Genomic DNA, 20,247 nt, shown 5'->3' with positions numbered 1-20,247 from the left:
CGGTTCTTTGCCCTGATTTGCCGGTAAATCCGGCGCAGAACTCCTCTATTCGGATTGGCACGCTTCCTGCATTTCAAGTGTCAGTCCAGAGGGGACGCTGCAAGCCGCCCGTAAAGGGTGCTGCAAGGACAAGCCGCCGCAGGGAGCTCATCCCCCTGCAGGCGGCTTTCCTTTTTTGTGGTCGTTTCTTCGTTCCCGAAAATCTGTCGCAGCGGCTCGCTGCATTTGCGGTTGGCGAAGCCGCAGCACTCCATTATTGGTTCGGCAACACAGTGAAGCGGAAAGAGGAAGACGATGGCCGATTTGACGCGCGATACGGTTCTGGAAGCGCTCGGTCGCGTCCGCGGCCCGGACCTTGATCGCAGCATCGTCGAAATGAAGATGGTCTCCGACATCTTCATTTCGGATGGCAAGGTCTATTTCTCGATCAACGTTCCCGCAGAACGCGCCCAGGAACTGGAGCCCTTGCGCCAGGCAGCAGAGCGCACCGTGAAGGCACTGCCCGGCGTCAAGGGCGCCGTGGTCAGCCTGACGGCGGAGCGCAAGCAGGGGTCTGCACCCCCGCCGCCGCGTCCGCAGGCGGGTGCCCCGGCGCATTCCCATGGTCACAGTCACGCGCCGGCCCCTTCGGGCACCCAGCGTTCGAAGGCCGGTGTTCCCGGCATCGAGGCGATCATTGCCGTCGCCTCCGGCAAGGGTGGCGTCGGCAAGTCCACGACGGCCGTCAATCTCGCTTTGGCGCTGAAGGCCAATGGTCTGCGTGTCGGCATCCTCGACGCCGATGTCTACGGCCCGTCCATGCCGCGACTGCTCGGGATCACCGGCCGCCCGCAGCAGATCGAAAACCGCATCATCGTGCCCATGGAGAATTTCGGCATCAAGGTCATGTCGATGGGCTTTTTGGTCGACGAAGGTACGGCGATGATCTGGCGCGGCCCGATGGTCCAGTCCGCTCTGATGCAGATGCTGCGCGAAGTCGCCTGGGGTGATCTCGACGTGCTCGTCGTCGACATGCCGCCGGGCACGGGCGATGCCCAGCTCACCATGGCCCAGCAGGTGCCGCTGTCCGGCGCGGTCATCGTCTCCACACCGCAGGATCTGGCCCTGATCGACGCCCGCAAGGGTCTCAACATGTTCAACAAGGTCGAGGTGCCGGTGCTCGGCATCGTCGAGAACATGAGCTACTTCATCGCGCCGGATACCGGCAATCGCTACGATATCTTCGGCCATGGCGGCGCCCGCAAGGAGGCGGAGAAAATCGGCGTGCCCTTCCTCGGCGAAGTGCCGCTGACCATTTCCATCCGTGAGCATTCCGACGACGGCACCCCCGTCGTGGTCGCTGAACCGGAGAGCCCGCAGACAGCCGTCTATCTGTCGATTGCCGAAAAAGTCTGGGCAGAAGTGAAGGCCCGTTCCGGCCGCACGGCACCGGCCATTGTGTTCGAGTGAAGCCTGAAACGTGGCGGTGATGCGTCGTTTTTGCGCAGCTGCTGTGCAAAACCTGCAATTCGGTCTGTATGAATCATCTTGGCTTTATCAGCAGACTGTGATTGTGTCCGGCCAAAGTCACCCGAGGCGTGCCATGAGAGCGACCTGTCCTTGATCAGGGCCTATAGAACAGACGGAAGCGCCGTAACATTCGGCCCCGACGCTGCCAAAGACCATATTTCTTCCGACATCATCTGGATCGACCTCGTAAGCCCGAGCGTCGAAGAAGAGCATGCTGTCGAGCATGCGATCGGCATTCCGCTGCCGACGCGTGAGGAGTTGAAGGACATCGAACCGTCCAGCCGGCTCTATGTCGAGAACGAAGCGGTCTATATGACCGCCTCGCTGATCTACAAGGCCGATACGGCCCTGCCACAGCTGACCGATATTGCCTTCATCCTGCATGACAACAGGCTGATTACCATCCGCTATGCCGAGCCAAAATCCTTCGCCCTGTTCAGCGCGAGCCTCCTGCGGCTCAACGACCAGTGCAAGTCCGGCGCAACCCTGCTTGGCAGCCTGCTGGAAACGGTTGCCGATCGCACGGCCGAGATTCTCGAAACCCTGGCCGTCCGCCTGGACACGCTGTCGGTCTCCGTCTTCGTGGATCGAAAGGCTGCCAAGCGCCGACCGCCGCGCTTTCTTGAGGACAAGCTGCTCGACATCGCTGCCCATCACCAACTGGTCAGCAAGGTGCGCGACAGCCTTGTTTCGCTCTCCCGCCTGGTGACCTTTCTGAGCTCCCAGTCGGTCGTTCGTTCGGATGCGCTGGCGACTGAACTCTGCGGCATCGTTGCCCGCGACATTCAGTCGCTGGGCGAGCATGCGGCCTTTGTCGGCAACAACATCACATTCATGCTCGACGCCTCGCTCGGCCTGATCAGTGTCGAGCAAAATGCCATCATCAAGATCTTCTCGATCGCGTCCGTGGTTTTCCTGCCGCCCACGCTCGTCGCGTCGATCTACGGCATGAACTTCCGCCTCATGCCGGAGCTCGAATGGGGCTTCGGTTATCCCATGGCGCTGGTCGCCATGTTGATATCGGCAGTGATACCCTTTTTGTTTTTCCGTTGGAAAGGCTGGCTCTGACGAGCCTGTAGTCCCATGCAACACAGTGACAACCAGTCCGAGACTGGCCCCAAGGGTGCGCGAAGCCTGCTATTGCTCGCGCTTGGCTCCGTCGGCGTCGTCTATGGCGATATCGGTACGAGCCCGCTCTACGCCTTTCGCGAGGCATTGAAGCCGATCGGCCACGACGGCATCACCCGTGTCGAGGTCATCGGCCTCATTTCTCTGATGATCTGGGCGCTGACGATCATCGTGACGCTCAAATACGTCCTGTTTCTGCTGCGCGCCGACAATGACGGCGAAGGCGGCACACTCTCGCTTCTGGCACTTCTGTCGAAGACCGCCAATGGTCACGGCAAGATCCTGATGGTGCTCGGCCTCATCGGCGCAGCCCTCTTTCTCGGCGATTCCATGATCACGCCGGCATTGTCCGTCCTCTCGGCGGTCGAAGGCCTGAAGCTCGTGGCGCCCAGCATGGGCGAATTTGTCCTGCCCATCTCTATCGTCATTCTTGTCGGCCTGTTCACCGTGCAATCGCGCGGGACTGGTGCGGTCGCCCGCTATTTCGGCCCGATCACCGCGGTCTGGTTCCTCGTCATGGCAGCCGGAGGCATCGGCCACATTTTTGACGATCCGGGCATCGTTGCCGCTTTCAATCCCTGGTACGCGGTGAGCTTCCTGCTGCGCGAAGGCTTTCTCGGCGTGGTCGTTCTTGGTGCCGTCTTCCTGACGGTCACGGGTGCGGAAGCCCTTTATGCCGACCTCGGCCACTTTGGCCGCCGTCCGATCCAGTGGGCCTGGTTCATGCTGGTGTTTCCCTCCCTGGTGCTGAATTATCTCGGCCAGGGGGCCATGGTCCTGCAGCATCCGGAAACCGCCTCCGATCCCTTCTTCCTGATGTTTCCGTCCTGGGCACTGCTGCCGATCGTCATCCTCGCGACTTGCGCGACGATCATCGCCAGCCAGGCCGTCATCACCGGCGCCTTCTCTCTGGTCCGCCAGGCCATCCATCTCGGCTTCCTGCCGCGCATGCAGATCCTGTTCACATCCGAGACGCAGACCGGCCAGATCTATCTGCCCTCGGTCAACACGCTGCTGCTTTTCGGTGTGATTGCATTGGTCCTGCTCTTCCAGAGTTCGGAAGGCCTCGCCACCGCCTACGGGATCTCGGTCACCGGAGCGATGGTCGTGACCACGATCATGGCCTTCGAATTCGTCCGGAAGAAGTGGCAGTGGAGTGCCGCACTTGCCGTGGCCGTATTGACGCCTCTGCTGGTGCTGGAACTCGTCTTCCTCGGCGCAAATCTTCTGAAGATCCATGACGGCGGTTACATTCCGGTGCTTTTCGCCGCTGGCTTCACCATCGTCATGTGGACCTGGCGGCGCGGTACCGCGATCATCTTCCAGAAAACCCGTCGCGATGACATTCCCCTCGAATCCTTCATCGGCATGATCGAAAAGAAGGGTGATCACGGCCCGGCCTGTGTTTCGGGAACCGCGATCTTCCTCACGAGCGATCCCACGCGTGCACCCGCCGCCCTCATGCACAACCTCAAACACAATCACGTCATCCACGAGCGCAACATCATCCTGACGATCCGCACGCTCGGTCGTCCGCGCGTCTCGGATGACCAGCGTTTCGAGGTCGAGGAACTGTCGGATCGCTTCTCGCGCGTCGAAATCCGCTTCGGTTTCATGGAAACCCAGAACGTCTCGAAGACACTGGCGAGCCTGCGTCGCGGCGGTCTGAAGTTCGACATCATGTCGACCTCCTTCTATCTCGGCCGCCGCAAGCTGGTGCCGGGCAAGTCCATGGGCATGCCGCACTGGCAGGACCGGCTCTATATCGCGTTGGCTGATCTGGCCGCCGACCCCTCGGATTACTTCCGCCTGCCGGCCAATCGCGTGGTCGAACTTGGCTCGCACGTGATCATCTGATCGGCCTTTGGTTGCTGCAAAGAGACATCAGGCCGTCGGGGCAACCCGGCGGCTTTTTTGCGCCCGAGCCGCGTCTGCTCCGTCTCCTTGGTATCCGCCGTTAACTGTCCATCAAGGTTAACGAGAGATAGTTTGCTAATGTAGTTCCCGTTGGGTCCGCGTAGCCTTGGAGTTTGGCCTTGCGTCTCTCGTTCCGTCCTTCGAAGAAGGCCCTGTCTCGTCTGGAGACCTGGGCCTCTCCCCTGGTGTTCGGCCTCGCATCCTGGCTGATCTTCCCAAGCGTCGCCGCCCAGGCCGATATGGCAGGCATGTTGGCAGGTCTCGACCGCGGCGCCAGCAACTGGCGCATGGTGCTGACGGCCTCGCCGGCCGGCTCCATCCACGAGGCGAGCCTCTCTTTCCCAGGCGAACAGTCGGAAGGCCTGCAGGCCGGGGCCGGTCTGGTGCTTCCCGATGGTCGCCGCATCGCCTTCGATGGCGGCAAGGCCGATCCCGATGCGCTGCCTGATGAAATGCGTGTGACCCGTGACCTGAAGAAGGGCAGGGTGGTCGCCGTCGAGCCCATGCTGCCGCCGCGCGCCTTTTCCGCCGGCTCGATCCTCCAGCGCACCAGCTTTCTTCTCGATCCTGAGGTCAATGCTCCGGCGGCCTTTGCGCCGAAGGACAAGAAGACAAAGCCGGTTGAACTTGCGAGCTTCTACTTCAAGCGCGAGACACCGGTCGTGGATCCCGCCGTCCCGTCCATGATCGCCGATCTCGTCACCAACACCACGCCGGATGTGCTGGCCACGGCTTATGCACCGCCCGCCCCGGACTATGCCAGCGTTTCCCCCTTCGATTCGATCCTGACCGAAAAGGACGAAAACGCCGGACGCTTCATCCCGGAGATCGGTCCGCAGGATCATGCCTGGGCTGCAACGCCGCTTCCAGCGACCGTCTTTTCCGCCAAGGAACAGAAGTGCCTCGCCGAGGGCATCTATTTCGAGGCCCGTGGAGAATCGGTGAAAGGGCAGGCCGCCGTCGCCCAGGTCATCCTCAACCGCGTGCGCAATCCGCATTATCCCGACAGCATTTGCGGCGTCGTGTATCAGAACGAAGACTGGCGCAATCGCTGCCAGTTCTCCTTCGCCTGTGACCGCATCCCCGACATCGTCACATCTCCGCGCCACTGGAAGATCGCCAAGGACATCGCCATGGCGGTGACGGCCGGCAAGATCTGGTTCAAGGATGTCGGCTCCGCCACCCATTACCACGCCACCTATGTCCGCCCGGCCTGGGGCCCGACGATGAAGCGGGTGGAAAAGATCGGCAAACACATCTTCTACCGCACCTATGGCGGTGGCTGGAGCTGACGGGATGTGCACAGGCGCCAAGGTCTAGGGACCCCCGAGCCAAGGCACCGTCTGACCAAGCCTTCTATCTGTCTGACGATCATACCATGTCGCCCCTTGTGTCGGGAGGCTGGAACGCTCGTCCAGCATCACCGGATGCATCGAAGGCGAGGCCCTCGGATGGCCGGACTTCGACCCGACTCCGCCCGCCTGCCGGTGGAGGGATTCTGGCCGTCCGCCGCGGCCAAGTGACACGATTTGCCCGATGTCATTTGGCCGGAAACGCCGCAGTACGGTTAAGTCAATGATTTTTATGGGTTAATTTGTCGTGTAAGTTGCCCTTTCTATGCCTTGACTATGTGGGGCCTCAAAATTATGGTGCGGCCGACTTCAAAGCGGGCCAGAAGGGTTTGTCTCCGGCCGTTTCTGCATTCAAATCGGGCACAAACGGCCCGTGAAAGACGGAGCGGGCGGAGAGATCATGACGGATAACCGAGAAGAAAGTCTGGACGAACGTCGTCGACGACTGACTGCGGAACTCGCACAGCGGGGTATCGCGGACAAGGCCGAGGAACGCGACGAGATCCGCGCCGAAGAGACCCGCAAGGGTTACGGAATGGCGATGAAGATCTCGAGTGAATTCATCTCGGCTGTGATCGTCGGTGCGATCCTAGGCTATCTTTTTGACCACTTTGTGGGCACGTCCCCCTGGGGCATGATAATCATGCTTCTCTTGGGGTTCTGTGCCGGTGTGTTGAACGTCCTGCGGACTGTCGGAGCGGTGGCAACGCCAAATCCGGTCGAACGCAAGATGGATTTGGAAAACAAGGGCAAAGACCGCTAGTCGGTTTGAGCCGGAAGAGAATGCCCGCCTTCGGCGGCAAAAGCGAAAGAGCAGAACGTGTCGAACGATCCTACTCATCAGTTCCTGGTTCAGAAGATTGTGCCGATCGAAATCGGCGGAGTTGATCTTTCGTTCACCAACGCTTCGCTGTTCATGGTTGCAACGGTGGCCGCCGCCGCCGGCTTCCTCTACTTCTCCACGGCCAATCGCGGCTTGATCCCGACTCGCATGCAGTCGGTCGCCGAGATGTCCTATGAATTCATCGCCTCGATGCTGCGCGAAGGTGCCGGCAGTCATGGGATGAAATTCTTCCCCATGGTCTTCTCGCTGTTCATGTTCGTCTTGACGGCGAACCTGCTCGGCATGGTGCCTTACTTCTTCACCATCACCAGCCAGATCATCGTGACGTTTGCCCTGGCGCTCTTCGTCATCGGCACGGTTCTGGTCTATGGTTTCTACAAGCACGGCCTTCACTTCCTGAAGGTCTTTGTGCCGAGCGGTGTCCCCGGTGCGCTTCTGCCGCTGGTCGTCGCCATTGAAGTGATTTCGTTCCTGTCGCGTCCGATTTCGCTCTCCGTGCGTCTCTTCGCCAACATGCTGGCCGGACACATCACGCTCAAGGTTTTCGCAGGCTTCGTTACCTCGCTCAGCGCACTCGGCGCGCTCGGCATCGGTGGCGCCATCCTGCCCCTCCTCATGACCGTCGCCCTGACGGGTCTCGAGTTCCTCGTCGCCTTCCTCCAGGCCTATGTTTTTGCGGTGCTGACTTGCATGTACCTCAACGACGCAATACACCCCGGCGGGCACTAAGGATCACCGACATCGGCGCTGTTGGCGCCAGTCAAAAGCCGCAAACAACCATCTCGAAGGAGTTCATTCATGGAAGCGGAAGCAGCAAAGTACATCGGCGCAGGTCTGGCTTGCTTTGGCATGGCCGGCACGGCTCTCGGCCTCGGCAACATCTTCGGCAGCTACCTGTCGGGCGCACTGCGCAACCCGTCTGCCGCTGACAGCCAGTTCGGCCGTCTGGTATTCGGCTTCGCCGTTACGGAAGCTCTGGGCATCTTCTCGCTGCTCGTTGCTCTCCTTCTCCTGTTCGTCGTCTAATAACGACCACAGTCTGGGATCACGGCGCGCCAAGTCGGCAGCCGTGATCTCGTGCATTTGAGCCTACACCTGGAGGTGAGCATGTTTGTGACCCCCGCCTATGCTGAGGAAGTCCCGGCAGAAGGCCAGCTTCACACCGAGACCGGCGTTGCCCATGACGAAGGTCACGGCAAGGCAGTATTCGGACCGTTCGATACCAGCACCTTTGCATCGCAGCTTCTGTGGCTGGTCATTACGTTCGGCCTCTTCTACATGCTCATGCAGAAGGTCATCGTCCCGCGCGTTGGCAGCATTCTCGAGAATCGCCACGACCGGATCGCGCAGGACCTCGACGAGGCTGCCCGCCTCAAGTCCGAGGCTGATGCCGCCATCGAAACATACGAGCGCGAACTGAGCGCAGCCAAGGCGAAAGCCGGCCAGATCGCTTCCGCAGCCCGCGACGAAGCCAAGGCCAAGGCTGATGCCGAACGCGCCAAGGTCGAATCCGACCTGAATGCCAAGATCGCCGCCGCCGAAACGCGGATCGCCGAGATCAAGGCCAAGGCTTTCGCCGAAGTCGACACGATCGCCATCGACACCGTGGGTTCGATCGTTGAGGAACTGATCGGTTCCAAGGCGACTGCCGCCGACATCAAGGCCGCCGTCTCCGGCGTCGCCAAGCAGGGAGCGTGACGACCATGCATCTCGACGCAACTTTCTACGCCCTCGTCGGCCTTCTCATCTTTCTGGCCCTGATCGCCTATCTCAAGGTGCCGGGCATGATGGCGAAGGCGCTTGACGAGCGCGCTGACAAGATCACGGCCGAACTGGCGGAAGCCAAGCGCCTGCGCGAAGAAGCCCAGCATCTGCTGGCCGAATACCAGCGCAAGCGCAAGGAAGCCGAAGCGGAAGCTGCCAGCATCGTGGCTGCTGCCGAGCGCGAGGCATCCGCGCTTGCTGCCGAAGCCAAGCAGAAGACGGAAGAGTTCATCGCGCGCCGCAATGCGCTCTCCGAGCAGAAGATCAAGCAGGCCGAAACGGAAGCCGTCAATGCCGTGCGTTCCGCAGCCGTTGATCTTGCCATCGCCGCCGCCGAGAAGGTGCTGGCGAAGAAGGCCGATGAAAGCGTTCAACAGACGCTGTTCAAGGCCTCGCTCGGTGAGGTAAAGTCGCGCCTGAACTGAGTTCGGGCGGCGTCATCAGCGCCGAAGATTTCAAACGCCCCGATCGGTCACCGGTCGGGGCGTTTTTCATTTGGAGGCATCGACATGACACCACGTTTCCATGGCGCATCCGCTCTTCTGGCCCTTGCAGGCGCTCTCGCGACGGTCACCTTTGCCGCGGCAGAGGAAAATCTCGCATGGCATGGCTGGAGCGCGGAAGGCGCCGCCCAGTTGGTTTATGGCGTTGCGGAAAGCGACCATGTGCTCCTGTCCTTTGCCTGTGAGCAGTCAGGCTCACCCATCAGGGTCGTCTATCCCCACGAACCCAAGCCGGCGCGCGATGGCGCTGCCTATGACGTGACGCTGAAGGCGGGCAAACAGATCATGCGTCTGAAGACCACAGGCACAAGGCTGGAGATGGACGATCTTTTCATTCTGGAAGGTGAATTGCCGAAAGGCGCGGATCTCGTCGGACTTCTGACCGGCGGCAAGACGCTGGTCGTCTCCGTGGGCAAGGATGTGACGGAATTGCCGCTGAAGGATGCGGCGGTGGCAGGCTCGGCGCTGTTTGAAATCTGCGGTCGCTGAGCTGGTCGATTGCCGGCCGCCAGTCAGGCGAAAGAATCGGTTTCGATACTTGGCTTGAGCGGTCGGAAGCTCATCCGGTGCAAAGGGCAGGGGCCATGGGCCACGATGGCGCTGCGATGCCGGTCGGTGCCATATCCGGCATGCAGGTCAAAACCGTAATCGGGATAGACGAGACCCGCCCGCACCATCATCCGGTCCCGCATGACTTTTGCGAGGATCGAGGCTGCGGCGATCGACGCGGATCGCCCGTCACCCTTCACCACGGCCTCGCCCGAGCATCCAAGGCCGGGCGGCACATCGCGTCCGTCCGTGAGCACATGGCGCGCTTCGATAGAGAGTCCTGCAACGGCCCGGCGCATGGCATCGAGGCTCGCTTTGCGGATGTCGATGAGGTCGATCCGTTTCGGCGAAGAGGACGCAATCGACACGGTCGCTGTCGCGATAATCTCCTCGTAGAGGGCCTCCCGCTGGCGGGCGGAGAGCTTCTTGGAATCGTTCAACCCTTGAGGGATACGCTTCGGATCGAGAATGACGGCGGCTGCCACCACAGGCCCTGCCAGAGGCCCGCGTCCCGCCTCGTCGGTGCCGGCAACCGGCCACGTGCCCCTCCGCTTCGCCCGGCTCTCCAGCGAGAAATCCGGAACAAGCGGCAGGTCTGGAAAAAGGCCAGGAGAATCGGGTGGCGTGCGCGTTTTCATGCGGCAGAAATCGCACGCGCACCCGACCTCCTGCAAGTCCCCGGTCCCCTCGGCCTTTGACGACCTTGGGGGCGGCTTACCAGGGACCACATCCGGTGCGAGGCGGCGGACAACAGCACCGGAATGTCAAAACACATCCGCTGTCAGAGCAGCGAAAGCTGGACCCCATCGCTGTTCGGCGACAGGAAGAGATCCTCGCGCAGATGCAGGCTGCGGCGCATCAGGCCGAGCCGTTTCGTTGCCATTTCGAAGCGCCGGCTGATCTGCCAGGCATAGGGACCGGCGCCCTTCATCCGCTTGCCGAATTCGGCATCGTAATCCTTGCCGTCGCGCATCGAGCGCACCAGCGACATCACGTGGCGGTAGCGGTCCGGATAGTGCTGCAGCAGCCAGTCGCGAAACAACGGGCTCACCTCCAGCGGCAGGCGCAGCAGCACATAACTCGCCTCGGAGGCGCCGGCAGCCTTGCCGCTGTCGAGGATGCGCTCGATCTCGTGGTCGTTCAGCGCCGGGATGACGGGGGCCATCATGATCGCCACCGGAATACCGGCCTCGGACAGCGCCTTGATCGCCTCCAGCCGCTTGGCCGGCGTCGAGGCGCGCGGCTCCATGGTCCGGGCCAGTTTGCGGTCCAGTGTGGTCACGGAAATCCCGACCTTCACCAGGCCACGCTCCGCCATCGATCTCAGGATATCGATGTCGCGCAGGATCAGCGCCGACTTGGTCACGATCACCACCGGATGGTTCGCCTTGTCGAGGATCTCCAGGATCTGGCGCATGATCCGCCATTCCCGCTCGATCGGCTGGTAAGGGTCGGTATTGGTGCCGATCGCGATCGGCTTCACCTTGTAGCCGGGCTTCGACAGTTCGCGCTCCAGAAGACGCGGCGCATCCGGCTTGGCAAACAGCTTCGCTTCGAAATCGAGACCGGCGGACAGGCCCATATAGCTGTGCGTCGGCCGGGCAAAGCAGTAGATGCAGCCATGCTCGCAACCGCGATAGGGATTGATCGAGCGATCGAAGGGAATGTCGGGAGAATCGTTGCGGGTGATCACCGTGCGCGGCTTTTCCACCTGCACCTCGGTCTTGAACGGCGGCATCTCCTCGAGCATCTGCCAGCCATCGTCGAAGGCCACCCGTTCGAGCTTTTCGAACCGTCCGGCAGGATTGATGCCCGCTGCCCGTCCGCGCCGCCGATCGATCTCGATCCGCAGGCCGGAGGCGCCCATGACTGCATCGGCAATATCTGCCGTATTGCCGGGCTGAAAGGCAGCCTGGCTCACAAGAGACAGCTCGTTCATGTTTGCTCCTCGCGGGCTTCGGTGACCCACTCAATGACTTTATTCCTAAGCCAGAAATGAGAACAATGCAAGAACAAACTTCATGAATCTCTCGGTGGCAAAACTTTGTGCAATGCGATAGATATAGGCAATGCTGACAGTCATCATGGAATGCCGCGATCAGGAGCCCGAACTCGCACAGACGCTGTCGGTGCTGGTTGCTGGTGCTGTCGAGGGGCTGGTGAGTGATGTGATCGTGCTGGATCACGGCTCGCAGGACGGGTCCTCCATGGTTGCGGACGCCGCAGGCTGCCGCTTTTATCAACAATGGGACATGAAAGACGTGCTCGCCAAGGCCCGCGGCGAATGGCTGCTTCTGGTCGAGCCGGGTGCTCGTCTTGGGCAGGGCTGGGTCGATGAGGTCGCGGAATATGTGGCGCTGAATGGCGTTCCCGCCCGCTTCTCGGAATCGAGAACCTATCGGCTTCCCTTCTATCGCCGCCTGACGCGCAGCCGCCCGCCGCTGGAAACCGGCCTGTTGCTTCCCAAGCGCCAGGCCTTGGCGATTGTCGATTCGCAGACGGATCTGTTGCAACTGGCCCGTGGCCACAAGGCACGGCGCCTGGCCTCCGAGATCATCCCCTCCTGGGTCGCCCGCGAGGCCCGCCGCTGAACGAAAGCCGTCTCAGCCGCCGCGCTTCAGGTGCTCGTCCAGCCTCGGCATGATTTCCACGAAATTGCAGGGCATGTGGCGGTAATCGAGCTGCAGCTTGATGATCCCGTCCCAGGCGTCCTTGCAGGCGCCGGGCGAGCCGGGCAGCACGAAGACGAAGGTCGCGTTCGCCACTCCGCCGGTCGCCCGCGACTGGATGGTCGAGGTGCCGATCTTGTCATAGGAGATCCGATGGAAGACTTCGGAAAACCCGTCCATCTTCTTCTCGAACAGCGGCTCCAGCGCCTCCGGCGTCACGTCCCGCCCGGTAAAGCCCGTGCCGCCGGTGGTGATCACAACGTCGATCTCGGGGTCCGTCGTCCAGCCCTGCACCTGCTCGAAGATCGCGGCCTTGTCGTCCTTGACGATGGCCCGCGCCACCAGCCGGTGCCCGGCCTCCGCAATCCGCGCCGCCAGCGTATCGCCGGACCGGTCGTCTGCCACCGTGCGGGTATCGGAAACGGTCAAGACGGCAATGCCGACAGGAATAAAGGGGCGGCTTTCGTCAATGCGGCTCATAAAGGCTCTCCCGCAATCGTGTGAGTGAGCAAGACATACCAGTCGGGCCGGAAGCTGGACAGTGCAAGGGCTGCCCTCAGTGCGGCCGGCTCGCTGTCGTAAAGCCCGAAGCAGGTCGCGCCCGAGCCCGACATGCGCACGAACCCTGCCAGGCTCTGGCGAAGGTAATCGCAGGCCTCGGCAATTTCGGGCACAAGCGCTTCGGCAGGAGGTTGCAGATCGTTGCGCAGCGCAGACAGAGCGGCAAACCAGTCGTCCGCTCCGGCAGTGTCCGGAAGCCTGCCAATCGCCGGATTATCCTTGCGCGGCAACTGGCGGAATATCTCCGGCGTCGAGACAGGCAGCATTGGATTGACGAGCACGATCGGAAAGGAGGGCAGGGCAATGCGCTCCAGCGCCTCCCCGATCCCGCGTGCCCGAAGCGGTCGCGATGCAAGACACATCGGCACGTCCGCGCCGAGCTTCAGGGCGATCGCCTGCAGGGCATCTTCGGCAAGCGTGGCCCGCCAAAGGCGCATCAATCCGCGCAATGTTGCCGCAGCATCGGCCGAGCCGCCACCGATCCCCGAGGCAATCGGCAGGTTCTTGTCGAGCGTGATCGCAACGGGGCCATGGCTCTGCCCGGTCTCATCGAGCACAGACCTCAGGAGGTCGCGCGCGCGCAAAACGAGATTGCCGTCCTGACCGGCGGGGTCGAGCGCAAGCACCGAGCCGAACCGGCCGCTGAGCGTCAGGCTGTCCACCTCGGCAGGGGCAAAGGTCAGTTCGTCCCCGTCTTCGGCAAAGGTCACCAGACTGTCGAGCAGGTGATAGCCATCGCTGCGCTGGCCGGTGACATGCAGGGCAAGATTGATTTTGGCTGGAGCCGTCTCTTCGACCTTCTCCGGCGATGTCAGGGCGACGGAAGACATCGGGCTCAGGTCTTCTTGTCGTCTTTCTTCGGTTCTGCCGCCGGTTCGGCATTCACCTTGGCGGCATCGGCCTCGATCGGCGGCAGACCCTTTTCGATCTTCGCCTGGATGGCCGGGACCTGTGCCTCTTCCGGCTCGGAAGCCAGGGCCCGCTTCCACTGGAAGGTGGCCTCGAGCTTGCGTCCCACGCGCCAATAGGCGTCGCCCAGGTGGTCGTTGATCGTCGCGTCGCCGGCCTTCAGCTCGATTGCCCGCTCCAGCTCGGTCACCGCCTCGTCGAAGCGGCCCATGCGGTAATAGGCCCAGCCGAGCGAGTCGACGATGTAACCGTCGTCCGGACGCAGTTCCACGGCCTTCTTGATCATGTCCAGCCCTTGTTGAAGGTTCCGGTTCATGTCGACCCAGGAATAGCCGAGATAGTTGAGAACCTGCGGCTGGTCGGGGTTGAGCTCAAGCGCCTTGTTGAAGTCCGGCTCTGCCTTGTCCCACTTCTTCAGGCGCTCATAGGCAATGCCGCGCTGGAAGAAGACCGACCAGTGATTGCGCGTCGGTGCAGGACCGATCGCCTCCACCGCCTTGTCGTAGTTCGCCGCCATCGCCGCGTAATCCTTGGCATCGGACAGCACGCTGCCATAGGCGAGATAACTGCGCACGTCCTTCGGGTCGGACGCGATCAGCTTCTGCAGATGCGCGCGCGCTTCGTCGACCTTGCCGGTCTCGGCCAGCGTCAGGCCAAGCTGCAGTTCGGAAATCCGCCGCATCGGCGAGGTTTCCGGCACCTGGCGGTAGAATTCGATCGCCTTGTTCGGCTGCCCGGCCTTTTCCGCGATCCCGCCGAGCAGGATCAGCGTATCGGCCGCTTCCTTGTCCAGCGCGCGCGAGAACTGCAGGTACAGCATGACCGTGTCTTCCGCGCCGTCGCGGTTCAGCGCGCCGCCAATGGAAAACAACACGCCGGCGGCCCCCTGGGCTGCCGTCTCTATGACCGGCTTCGGTTTGCGGCCGGCCTCGATCTCGTCGCGCAGCGCCTTGAAAGGCGCGAAATTCGTGATCAATTCGTCACCGGCGGAAAGCGCATCGAGTGCCTTCTGCTTGTTGCCGGCATTGGCCTCCAGCGTGGCAAGCGCCATCACCGCCCGCGCATAGGTGTCGGGGGCCGTCGCGCCGCCATTCTTGTCGGTCACGGTCTCGGTAAAGGCCTTGCGGGCGCCATCCTCGTCACCGACGACGCTGGCAATGGCGCCGATATTGTAGTTCGTGAAGATGCTGTACCAGCTCGGACCCTTCAGATCCTGCAACTGCTTCAGGGCCTCCTTGCCTTTGCCTTCGCCGACCTTGGTCCAGGCGGTCAGCAATTCGTTCATCAGCCGGTCAAGGTCATTGGGGCCTTCGTATTTCAGCGATTTCATCGCCTTTGCATAACTGCCGTCACGGATCGCCTGGAAGCTCAGCGCAACCGATGTGACCCGCTCGACGGCCGGATCCTTTTCCAGGAGCTTGGCAAGCTTGGCGCCTTCATCGAAATCGCCGTTCATGAACAGCGCGATCATCAGGCGCTGCTGCAGTTCAAGCTCATTGGGCGAGAAGTCCAGCGCCTTCTTGTAGAACTGGATGGCGTTCGGATAGTCGCGATCGGCCTCTGCCGTGCGTGCCGCGAGAAACGCGCCCGCAAAGGAGTCAACGGTGCCGTAATCGAAGCTTTCCGTGCTCTCAGGCGCTGCGGCCTTCGAAGACGAGGCCGCTTGCGTGAACGAAACGCCGAGGAGCAGCGCCAGCGCAGTGCCGGCGAGGATGCGAAGGGCGGGGCTTTGCCGCATGAACGAGCCTTTCAGGAACCGATGACAAGCAGTCTCGCCCACACGGACGACACGCGATGATTCACGCACAGAATGGCTTTTTTGAAGCAGCCTCGCAAGGCGATCCACAGCTCTGCGTCAATTGACGCGGGAAATGCAGAAATCGATCACGTCGTTGAGAGCGTCCTTCCACGGCGAGTTCGGCAGTGGCGCCAATGCATCACGCGCGATCTTGCCGTAATGCTGGGCCCGCTGGATGGTGTCGCTGAGCGCGCCATACTTGCTGATCAGGCCAAGTGCCTTCTCCAGCCTGACGTCGTCGTTCTCGCCGCCTTCGATCGAGGCCTTCCAGAACTCGCGCTCCGGGGCCGTGCCGCGGCGGTAGGAGAGGATCACCGGAAGGGTGATCTTGCCCTCGCGGAAATCGTCGCCGACATTTTTGCCGGTCTCGGCAGCCTTGCCGCCGTAATCCAGCACGTCATCGACCAGCTGGAAGGCGAGACCCAGATTCATGCCATAGGATTTGAGCGCGCTGCGCGTCGCCTTGTCCGTGCCGGCGACGATCGGGCCGACTTCAGCCGCCGCCGCAAAGAGCGCTGCGGTCTTGGCGCGAATGACCGCAAGATAGTCGTCTTCGGTCGTCTCCATGTTCTTGGCGACCGAGAGCTGCAGCACTTCCCCCTCGGCAATCACACAGGCTGCCGTCGACAAGACGTCGAGCGCATCGAGCGATCCCACCTCGACCATCATGCGGAAGGCCTGGCCGAGCAGGAAGTCGCCGACGAGAACGCTCGCTTGATTGCCCCAGATGGTGCGCGCCGTCGATTTGCCCCGGCGCAGGTCGCTTTCATCGACCACATCGTCATGCAGAAGCGTTGCGGTGTGCATGAACTCGACCGAGGTCGCGAGCTTGATATGATGGTCGCCCTCGTAGCCGAACATGGCAGCCGTCGCGAGCGTCAGCATGGGCCGCAGACGCTTTCCGCCGGAGGAGATCAGGTGGTTCGCCACCTCCGGAATCATCTGCACATCGGAGCCGGCCTTCGACAGGATCAGCTGGTTGACACGCTCCATCCCGCTTTTCGTCAGGTCCACCAGAGGCTTGACAGATGCCTGTTTGTTTTTGCTTTCCTCAAGCGGTATGACTACGCCCAACGCACCGGACTCCTGTTCAGTTTGGTCGCCGACCATAAAAAGGCCGGAAGCCCACGGCAAGGGGCGAATTGCCTCGGTCGGCGCCGGAACGCCGGTTTTACCTGTTAACAGTGAGTTCTGAAATCGATGCATGAGATCATTCGCAGCAACGACGTCGTCCTGCTCTCCTTTGCCGAAAGCCTGATGCGCGACGCCGGGATCGCGACAATGATCGCCGATCAGTCGATGAGCATTCTCGAAGGTTCGCTCGGCATGCTGCAGCGCCGCCTGATGGTGGATGGCGATTGCGTCGATCAGGCGCGTCGCATTCTGACCGATGCCGGTCTCGGCGCCGAACTGCGTGACCACGACGCCTGAGCCTGCCCATGGAGCCTGTGCACTCTCCGATGGCCGAGCAAACGATCGACGCCTTTCATCGCGGCGCTTTCCATCTGGTCCAGCCCGTCGGCCGTGGACATCGCGCCGGCATGGATGCCATGTTGCTCGCAGCTCTGGTGGTGGATGACAGGCCCGTCCGCATCGCCGATCTCGGCGCCGGTGCCGGCGCTGCCGGCCTCGCCGTCGCCACGCGGTTGCCCAATGCATCTGTCGTCCTGGTCGAACGTTCGAAAGACATGGCCGGTTTCGCCCGCAAGAGCCTGGCTTTGCCGGAGAACGCCCGGTTCGCCAGCCGCGCCGGCGTGCTGGAAGCCGATGTCACCCTGACCGGCCGCGCCCGTGTCGCAGCCGGCCTTCTCGACGACAGCTTTCACCACGTCATCATGAACCCGCCCTTCAACGATCCCGGCGATCGCAAAACGCCGGATGCCCTGAAGGCGGAGGCCCATGCGATGACCGAAAACCTCTTCGAAAGCTGGATCCGCACGGCGGGTGCGATCCTGATCCCCGGTGGCCAGCTCTCGCTGATTGCCAGACCCCAGTCGATTGCCGAGATCATCGCAGCCTGCGGCAAACGCCTTGGCGGGCTGGAAATCACCGCCATCCATCCGCGTCAGGGTGAGAACGCGACCCGCATCCTCGTGACGGCCATCAAGGGGTCGCGCGCCCGGCTGCAGCTGCGTGCGCCGCTTTTGATGCATGACAACCCCGACAGCCATGCCTTCGCCCCCTTCGTCGACGATCTCAACAACGGCCGCACCGGCTATCGCCGCCTGCGTTGAAATCGCTGATTCTTTAGCGGAACCATTGTGTTTGTGCCGACGCTTCTTACATCTCCCGTCAGAGTGAAGATCGTGAGGAGTTGAGACACGACCATGGCAGATTTTCTGAAACGGCTGGTTCCCAAGCGCTTCCGCAAGAAGGGCGTCGTCATTCCGGTCGTCAGGCTGCACGGGCCGATCATGAGCGGCGGGTCCCGTTTCCGTCCCGCACTCAATCTCGCCTCGGTCGCCGGCCAGCTGGAAAAGGCCTTCGCCATGAAGGACAGCCCCGCCGTGGCGCTCTCGATCAATTCGCCGGGCGGCTCCCCCGTGCAGTCACGCATGATCTACGACCGTATCCGCGCGCTCGCCGAGGAAAAGAACAAGCGTGTTCTGGTCTTCGTCGAGGATGTCGCGGCGTCGGGCGGCTACATGCTCGCGATATCAGGTGACGAGATCATTGCCGATGCCACCTCGATCGTCGGTTCGATCGGCGTCGTCTCGGGCGGTTTCGGCTTTCCCGAACTCCTGAAGAAGATCGGCGTCGAGCGCCGCGTCTACACATCGGGCGAAAACAAGGTGATCCTCGATCCCTTCCAGCCCGAGAAGGAAAGTGACATCGAATATCTGAAGACCCTGCAGGCCGAGATCCACGAGATCTTCATCGACATGGTCAAGGCGCGGCGCGGCAGTTTGCTCGCTGACGATCCGGCCCTTTTCTCCGGCCTGTTCTGGACCGGCCGCAAGGGGCTGGCACTCGGCCTCGTCGACCGCCTTGGCGGCCTGCGCGAAGAAATCAAGACGCGTTACGGCAAGGATGCCCGCCTCGAACTCGTCGGGGCCCAGAAGGGCCTCTTCGGTCGCCGGGTACCGGGCATTGGTGCCTTCGGGTCGACCGATCAGATCGCAGCCCAAGCCGTCGCCGGTCTTGCGGAGACGCTCGAAGAAAAGGCACTATGGGGCCGCTACGGTCTGTGATCGAAGCGACAGACAAGGGCTGACGGGCGAGGGGACATGGCGCAGCTGATTTTTCTTCTGATCCTGGTGGGTGGCAGCTGGCTGCTTTATCGGAAATTCGTCAGCGATGCCGAAAAGCTCGCGGCTCGCTCGCGGGCGCGCGAAAAGGAGCGGGAGACGGATGCGATCGGCACTCTGGTCCAGGATCCTGAAACGGGCGAATATCGTCTGCGTCGCGAGGATGATGTCTGACAGATCGGCCGAAATGGCGAATTCGTTCTCTCTATGTTGCTTCGACTTGAGTTCGAAGCGGCGAGACGGTACCAAAGGACAATCTAACGGCAATTGACGTGCCTTCTTGAACGTCATGCCAGTCGTCATCCCGGAGAGCCATGAACCATCAGATGCATTTTCTCGGCTCGCCGGGGCAAGTGGCGGACGAAATTCGTGCCTTTGACTGGAGCGCCACCTCACTCGGTCCGATTGAGGGCTGGCCGCCGGCATTGCTGACGACGTTGCGGCAGGTCCTGGCAACACGGCAGCCCATGTGCTTCTGGTGGGGCGATGACCTTCTCCAGTTTCACAACGACGCCTATCTGCCGATCCTGGCCGAGCGTGTCAGCAGCGCGCTGGGGCAGCCTTTTCGCGAATACTGGTCGGATGTCTGGGTCGGCGTGGAGCCCTTCGTAACGCGTGCCATGGCGGGCGAGGGAACCTGGATGGAAAACCTGCCGCTGCGCATTCTGCGCAACGGCGAGATCCAGGAGAGCTATTGGAGTTTTTCCTATAGCCCTCTCTACGACGATCAGGGCGTCATCGCCGGCATCTTGAACGTGGTGACCGAGACCACCAACGCCGTGCTGGATCGCAGGGCGCTGCAGGAAGCGTATCAGGAGGCGCAGAGGCATCTCACTGAGCGTGAGCAGCACGAGGAGGAGTTGAAGCTTCTCAACCGCGAGCTTGCGCACCGGATGAAGAATACGCTGGCAATGGTGCAATCCATCGTCACCCAGAGCCTGCGCACGGCAACGTCGATCCCCGATGCTGCCGCCACCATTGGCGCCCGCATTCAGACCCTGGCCAAGGCACAGGATGTGCTGACCGGCATGAGCGTGACGGCTGCGGAAATCACCACCATTGCCAAGGTTGCCGTCGCTCCGCATGTGGATGATGCGCGTCGCATCGAAATCAACGGTCCCCGGGTATTCCTTTCGGCTCAACAAGCCCTCGGCCTGTCGCTCGCGATCCACGAACTCGCAACCAATGCCACCAAATATGGCGCGCTCTCCCGTCCCGAGGGACGTGTGTCGATCCGTTGGGACAAACAGGCGGACGACCGTTTCACCTTCGACTGGCAGGAAACCGGTGGTCCCCTGGTGACCGAACCGACCCGCCGCGGCTTCGGATCGAGACTGACCGAACGGATCGTCTCCGATCTTTTCCAGGGACAGGCCGGCCTTCGTTTCGAGCCGACAGGTGTTGCCTTCTCGCTGAACGGCAAGCTGCACAGCGAGGGCGACCTCGAGCATTGAAACCTCCAGGCGTCATTGGCCGACTTGCCGAGACGCTTGACC

22 protein-coding genes are annotated in these 20,247 nt (G+C 61.9%); 16 read left to right on the top strand and 6 right to left on the bottom strand.

Annotation, left to right across the window (positions count from 1 at the left end):
• Nucleotides 1-294: 294 nt before the first annotated feature.
• From apbC to DFO46_RS13660, 10 genes are all read left to right on the top strand, one after another.
• Entirely contained in the window at nucleotides 295-1,449 is a 1,155-nt protein-coding gene (gene apbC, locus DFO46_RS13705; protein WP_120277675.1) for an iron-sulfur cluster carrier protein ApbC, read from the top strand.
• Nucleotides 1,450-1,599: 150 nt separating this feature from the next.
• Nucleotides 1,600-2,577 (top strand): magnesium transporter CorA family protein, encoded by a 978-nt coding sequence (locus tag DFO46_RS13700; RefSeq protein ID WP_110789743.1) that lies wholly within the window; start codon nucleotides 1,600-1,602, stop codon nucleotides 2,575-2,577.
• A gap of 15 nt (nucleotides 2,578-2,592) precedes the next feature.
• Nucleotides 2,593-4,494 (top strand): potassium transporter Kup, encoded by a 1,902-nt coding sequence (locus tag DFO46_RS13695; protein ID WP_120277674.1) that lies wholly within the window; start codon nucleotides 2,593-2,595, stop codon nucleotides 4,492-4,494.
• Nucleotides 4,495-4,673: 179 nt separating this feature from the next.
• Nucleotides 4,674-5,846 carry a cell wall hydrolase gene (locus DFO46_RS13690; protein WP_110789741.1) on the top strand — a complete coding sequence of 391 codons (1,173 nt, stop codon included), beginning with the start codon at nucleotides 4,674-4,676 and terminating at the stop codon, nucleotides 5,844-5,846.
• 460 nt (nucleotides 5,847-6,306) lie between these two features.
• Nucleotides 6,307-6,669 carry an AtpZ/AtpI family protein gene (locus DFO46_RS13685; RefSeq protein ID WP_110789740.1) on the top strand — a complete coding sequence of 121 codons (363 nt, stop codon included), beginning with the start codon at nucleotides 6,307-6,309 and terminating at the stop codon, nucleotides 6,667-6,669.
• Nucleotides 6,670-6,726: 57 nt separating this feature from the next.
• A complete protein-coding gene (locus DFO46_RS13680; RefSeq protein ID WP_110789739.1) occupies nucleotides 6,727-7,479 on the top strand; it encodes a F0F1 ATP synthase subunit A in 753 nt (250 codons plus the stop codon).
• 69 nt (nucleotides 7,480-7,548) lie between these two features.
• Nucleotides 7,549-7,776, top strand: a complete 228-nt coding sequence (locus DFO46_RS13675; protein WP_110789738.1) for a F0F1 ATP synthase subunit C — start codon at nucleotides 7,549-7,551, stop codon at nucleotides 7,774-7,776.
• A gap of 81 nt (nucleotides 7,777-7,857) precedes the next feature.
• Complete coding sequence (locus tag DFO46_RS13670) at nucleotides 7,858-8,448, top strand: F0F1 ATP synthase subunit B (RefSeq protein WP_110789737.1); 591 nt, start codon at nucleotides 7,858-7,860, stop codon at nucleotides 8,446-8,448.
• 5 nt (nucleotides 8,449-8,453) lie between these two features.
• Entirely contained in the window at nucleotides 8,454-8,939 is a 486-nt protein-coding gene (locus DFO46_RS13665; RefSeq protein WP_110789736.1) for a F0F1 ATP synthase subunit B, read from the top strand.
• An 84-nt stretch (nucleotides 8,940-9,023) separates the two neighbouring features.
• Nucleotides 9,024-9,506 (top strand): hypothetical protein, encoded by a 483-nt coding sequence (locus tag DFO46_RS13660; RefSeq protein WP_120277673.1) that lies wholly within the window; start codon nucleotides 9,024-9,026, stop codon nucleotides 9,504-9,506.
• A gap of 23 nt (nucleotides 9,507-9,529) precedes the next feature.
• Here the strand turns inward: DFO46_RS13660 and DFO46_RS13655 are convergent, their stop codons facing one another.
• Nucleotides 9,530-10,204: a ribonuclease HII gene (locus DFO46_RS13655; protein ID WP_120277672.1), complete on the bottom strand. Its 675-nt coding sequence runs from the start codon at nucleotides 10,202-10,204 to the stop codon at nucleotides 9,530-9,532.
• Nucleotides 10,205-10,347: 143 nt separating this feature from the next.
• Nucleotides 10,348-11,505 (bottom strand): PA0069 family radical SAM protein, encoded by a 1,158-nt coding sequence (locus DFO46_RS13650; protein WP_120277671.1) that lies wholly within the window; start codon nucleotides 11,503-11,505, stop codon nucleotides 10,348-10,350.
• 130 nt (nucleotides 11,506-11,635) lie between these two features.
• Here DFO46_RS13650 and DFO46_RS13645 point away from each other — a divergent pair, with 130 nt between their 5' ends.
• Nucleotides 11,636-12,157: a glycosyl transferase gene (locus tag DFO46_RS13645; RefSeq protein ID WP_120277670.1), complete on the top strand. Its 522-nt coding sequence runs from the start codon at nucleotides 11,636-11,638 to the stop codon at nucleotides 12,155-12,157.
• Nucleotides 12,158-12,169: 12 nt separating this feature from the next.
• Here DFO46_RS13645 and moaB read toward each other — a convergent pair whose 3' ends face one another.
• The 4 genes from moaB to DFO46_RS13625 form a co-directional block, all read right to left on the bottom strand.
• On the bottom strand, nucleotides 12,170-12,715 hold the full coding sequence (gene moaB, locus DFO46_RS13640) for a molybdenum cofactor biosynthesis protein B (protein ID WP_120277669.1): 546 nt from the start codon (nucleotides 12,713-12,715) through the stop codon (nucleotides 12,170-12,172).
• Nucleotides 12,712-13,626, bottom strand: a complete 915-nt coding sequence (locus DFO46_RS13635; RefSeq protein WP_120277668.1) for a 4-(cytidine 5'-diphospho)-2-C-methyl-D-erythritol kinase — start codon at nucleotides 13,624-13,626, stop codon at nucleotides 12,712-12,714. The genes moaB and DFO46_RS13635 overlap by 4 nt, the downstream gene beginning before the upstream one ends.
• Nucleotides 13,627-13,631: 5 nt before the next feature.
• Nucleotides 13,632-15,443, bottom strand: coding sequence for a tetratricopeptide repeat protein (locus tag DFO46_RS13630; RefSeq protein WP_120277667.1), 1,812 nt, complete (start codon nucleotides 15,441-15,443; stop codon nucleotides 13,632-13,634).
• 117 nt (nucleotides 15,444-15,560) lie between these two features.
• A complete protein-coding gene (locus DFO46_RS13625) occupies nucleotides 15,561-16,577 on the bottom strand; it encodes a polyprenyl synthetase family protein (protein ID WP_110789728.1) in 1,017 nt (338 codons plus the stop codon).
• A 126-nt stretch (nucleotides 16,578-16,703) separates the two neighbouring features.
• Between DFO46_RS13625 and DFO46_RS13620 the strand changes: the two genes are divergently transcribed.
• The 5 genes from DFO46_RS13620 (at nucleotide 16,704) to DFO46_RS13600 (ending at nucleotide 20,205) form a co-directional block, all read left to right on the top strand.
• A complete protein-coding gene (locus tag DFO46_RS13620; protein ID WP_110789727.1) occupies nucleotides 16,704-16,934 on the top strand; it encodes a DUF2007 domain-containing protein in 231 nt (76 codons plus the stop codon).
• Nucleotides 16,935-16,963: 29 nt separating this feature from the next.
• Nucleotides 16,964-17,737 carry a methyltransferase gene (locus DFO46_RS13615; protein ID WP_120277666.1) on the top strand — a complete coding sequence of 258 codons (774 nt, stop codon included), beginning with the start codon at nucleotides 16,964-16,966 and terminating at the stop codon, nucleotides 17,735-17,737.
• A gap of 93 nt (nucleotides 17,738-17,830) precedes the next feature.
• A complete protein-coding gene (locus DFO46_RS13610) occupies nucleotides 17,831-18,694 on the top strand; it encodes a S49 family peptidase (RefSeq protein WP_110789725.1) in 864 nt (287 codons plus the stop codon).
• A 36-nt stretch (nucleotides 18,695-18,730) separates the two neighbouring features.
• Nucleotides 18,731-18,925 carry a hypothetical protein gene (locus DFO46_RS13605; RefSeq protein WP_110789724.1) on the top strand — a complete coding sequence of 65 codons (195 nt, stop codon included), beginning with the start codon at nucleotides 18,731-18,733 and terminating at the stop codon, nucleotides 18,923-18,925.
• A gap of 140 nt (nucleotides 18,926-19,065) precedes the next feature.
• Nucleotides 19,066-20,205: a PAS domain-containing sensor histidine kinase gene (locus tag DFO46_RS13600; protein WP_120277665.1), complete on the top strand. Its 1,140-nt coding sequence runs from the start codon at nucleotides 19,066-19,068 to the stop codon at nucleotides 20,203-20,205.
• Nucleotides 20,206-20,247: the final 42 nt, after the last annotated feature.

The organism is Rhizobium sp. AG855 (assembly GCF_003610655.1).
GTDB lineage: Bacteria > Pseudomonadota > Alphaproteobacteria > Rhizobiales > Rhizobiaceae > Allorhizobium > Allorhizobium wuzhouense.
Note: the sequence above shows the minus strand (reverse complement) of the source record. Positions and strands in the feature narration are given on the sequence as shown.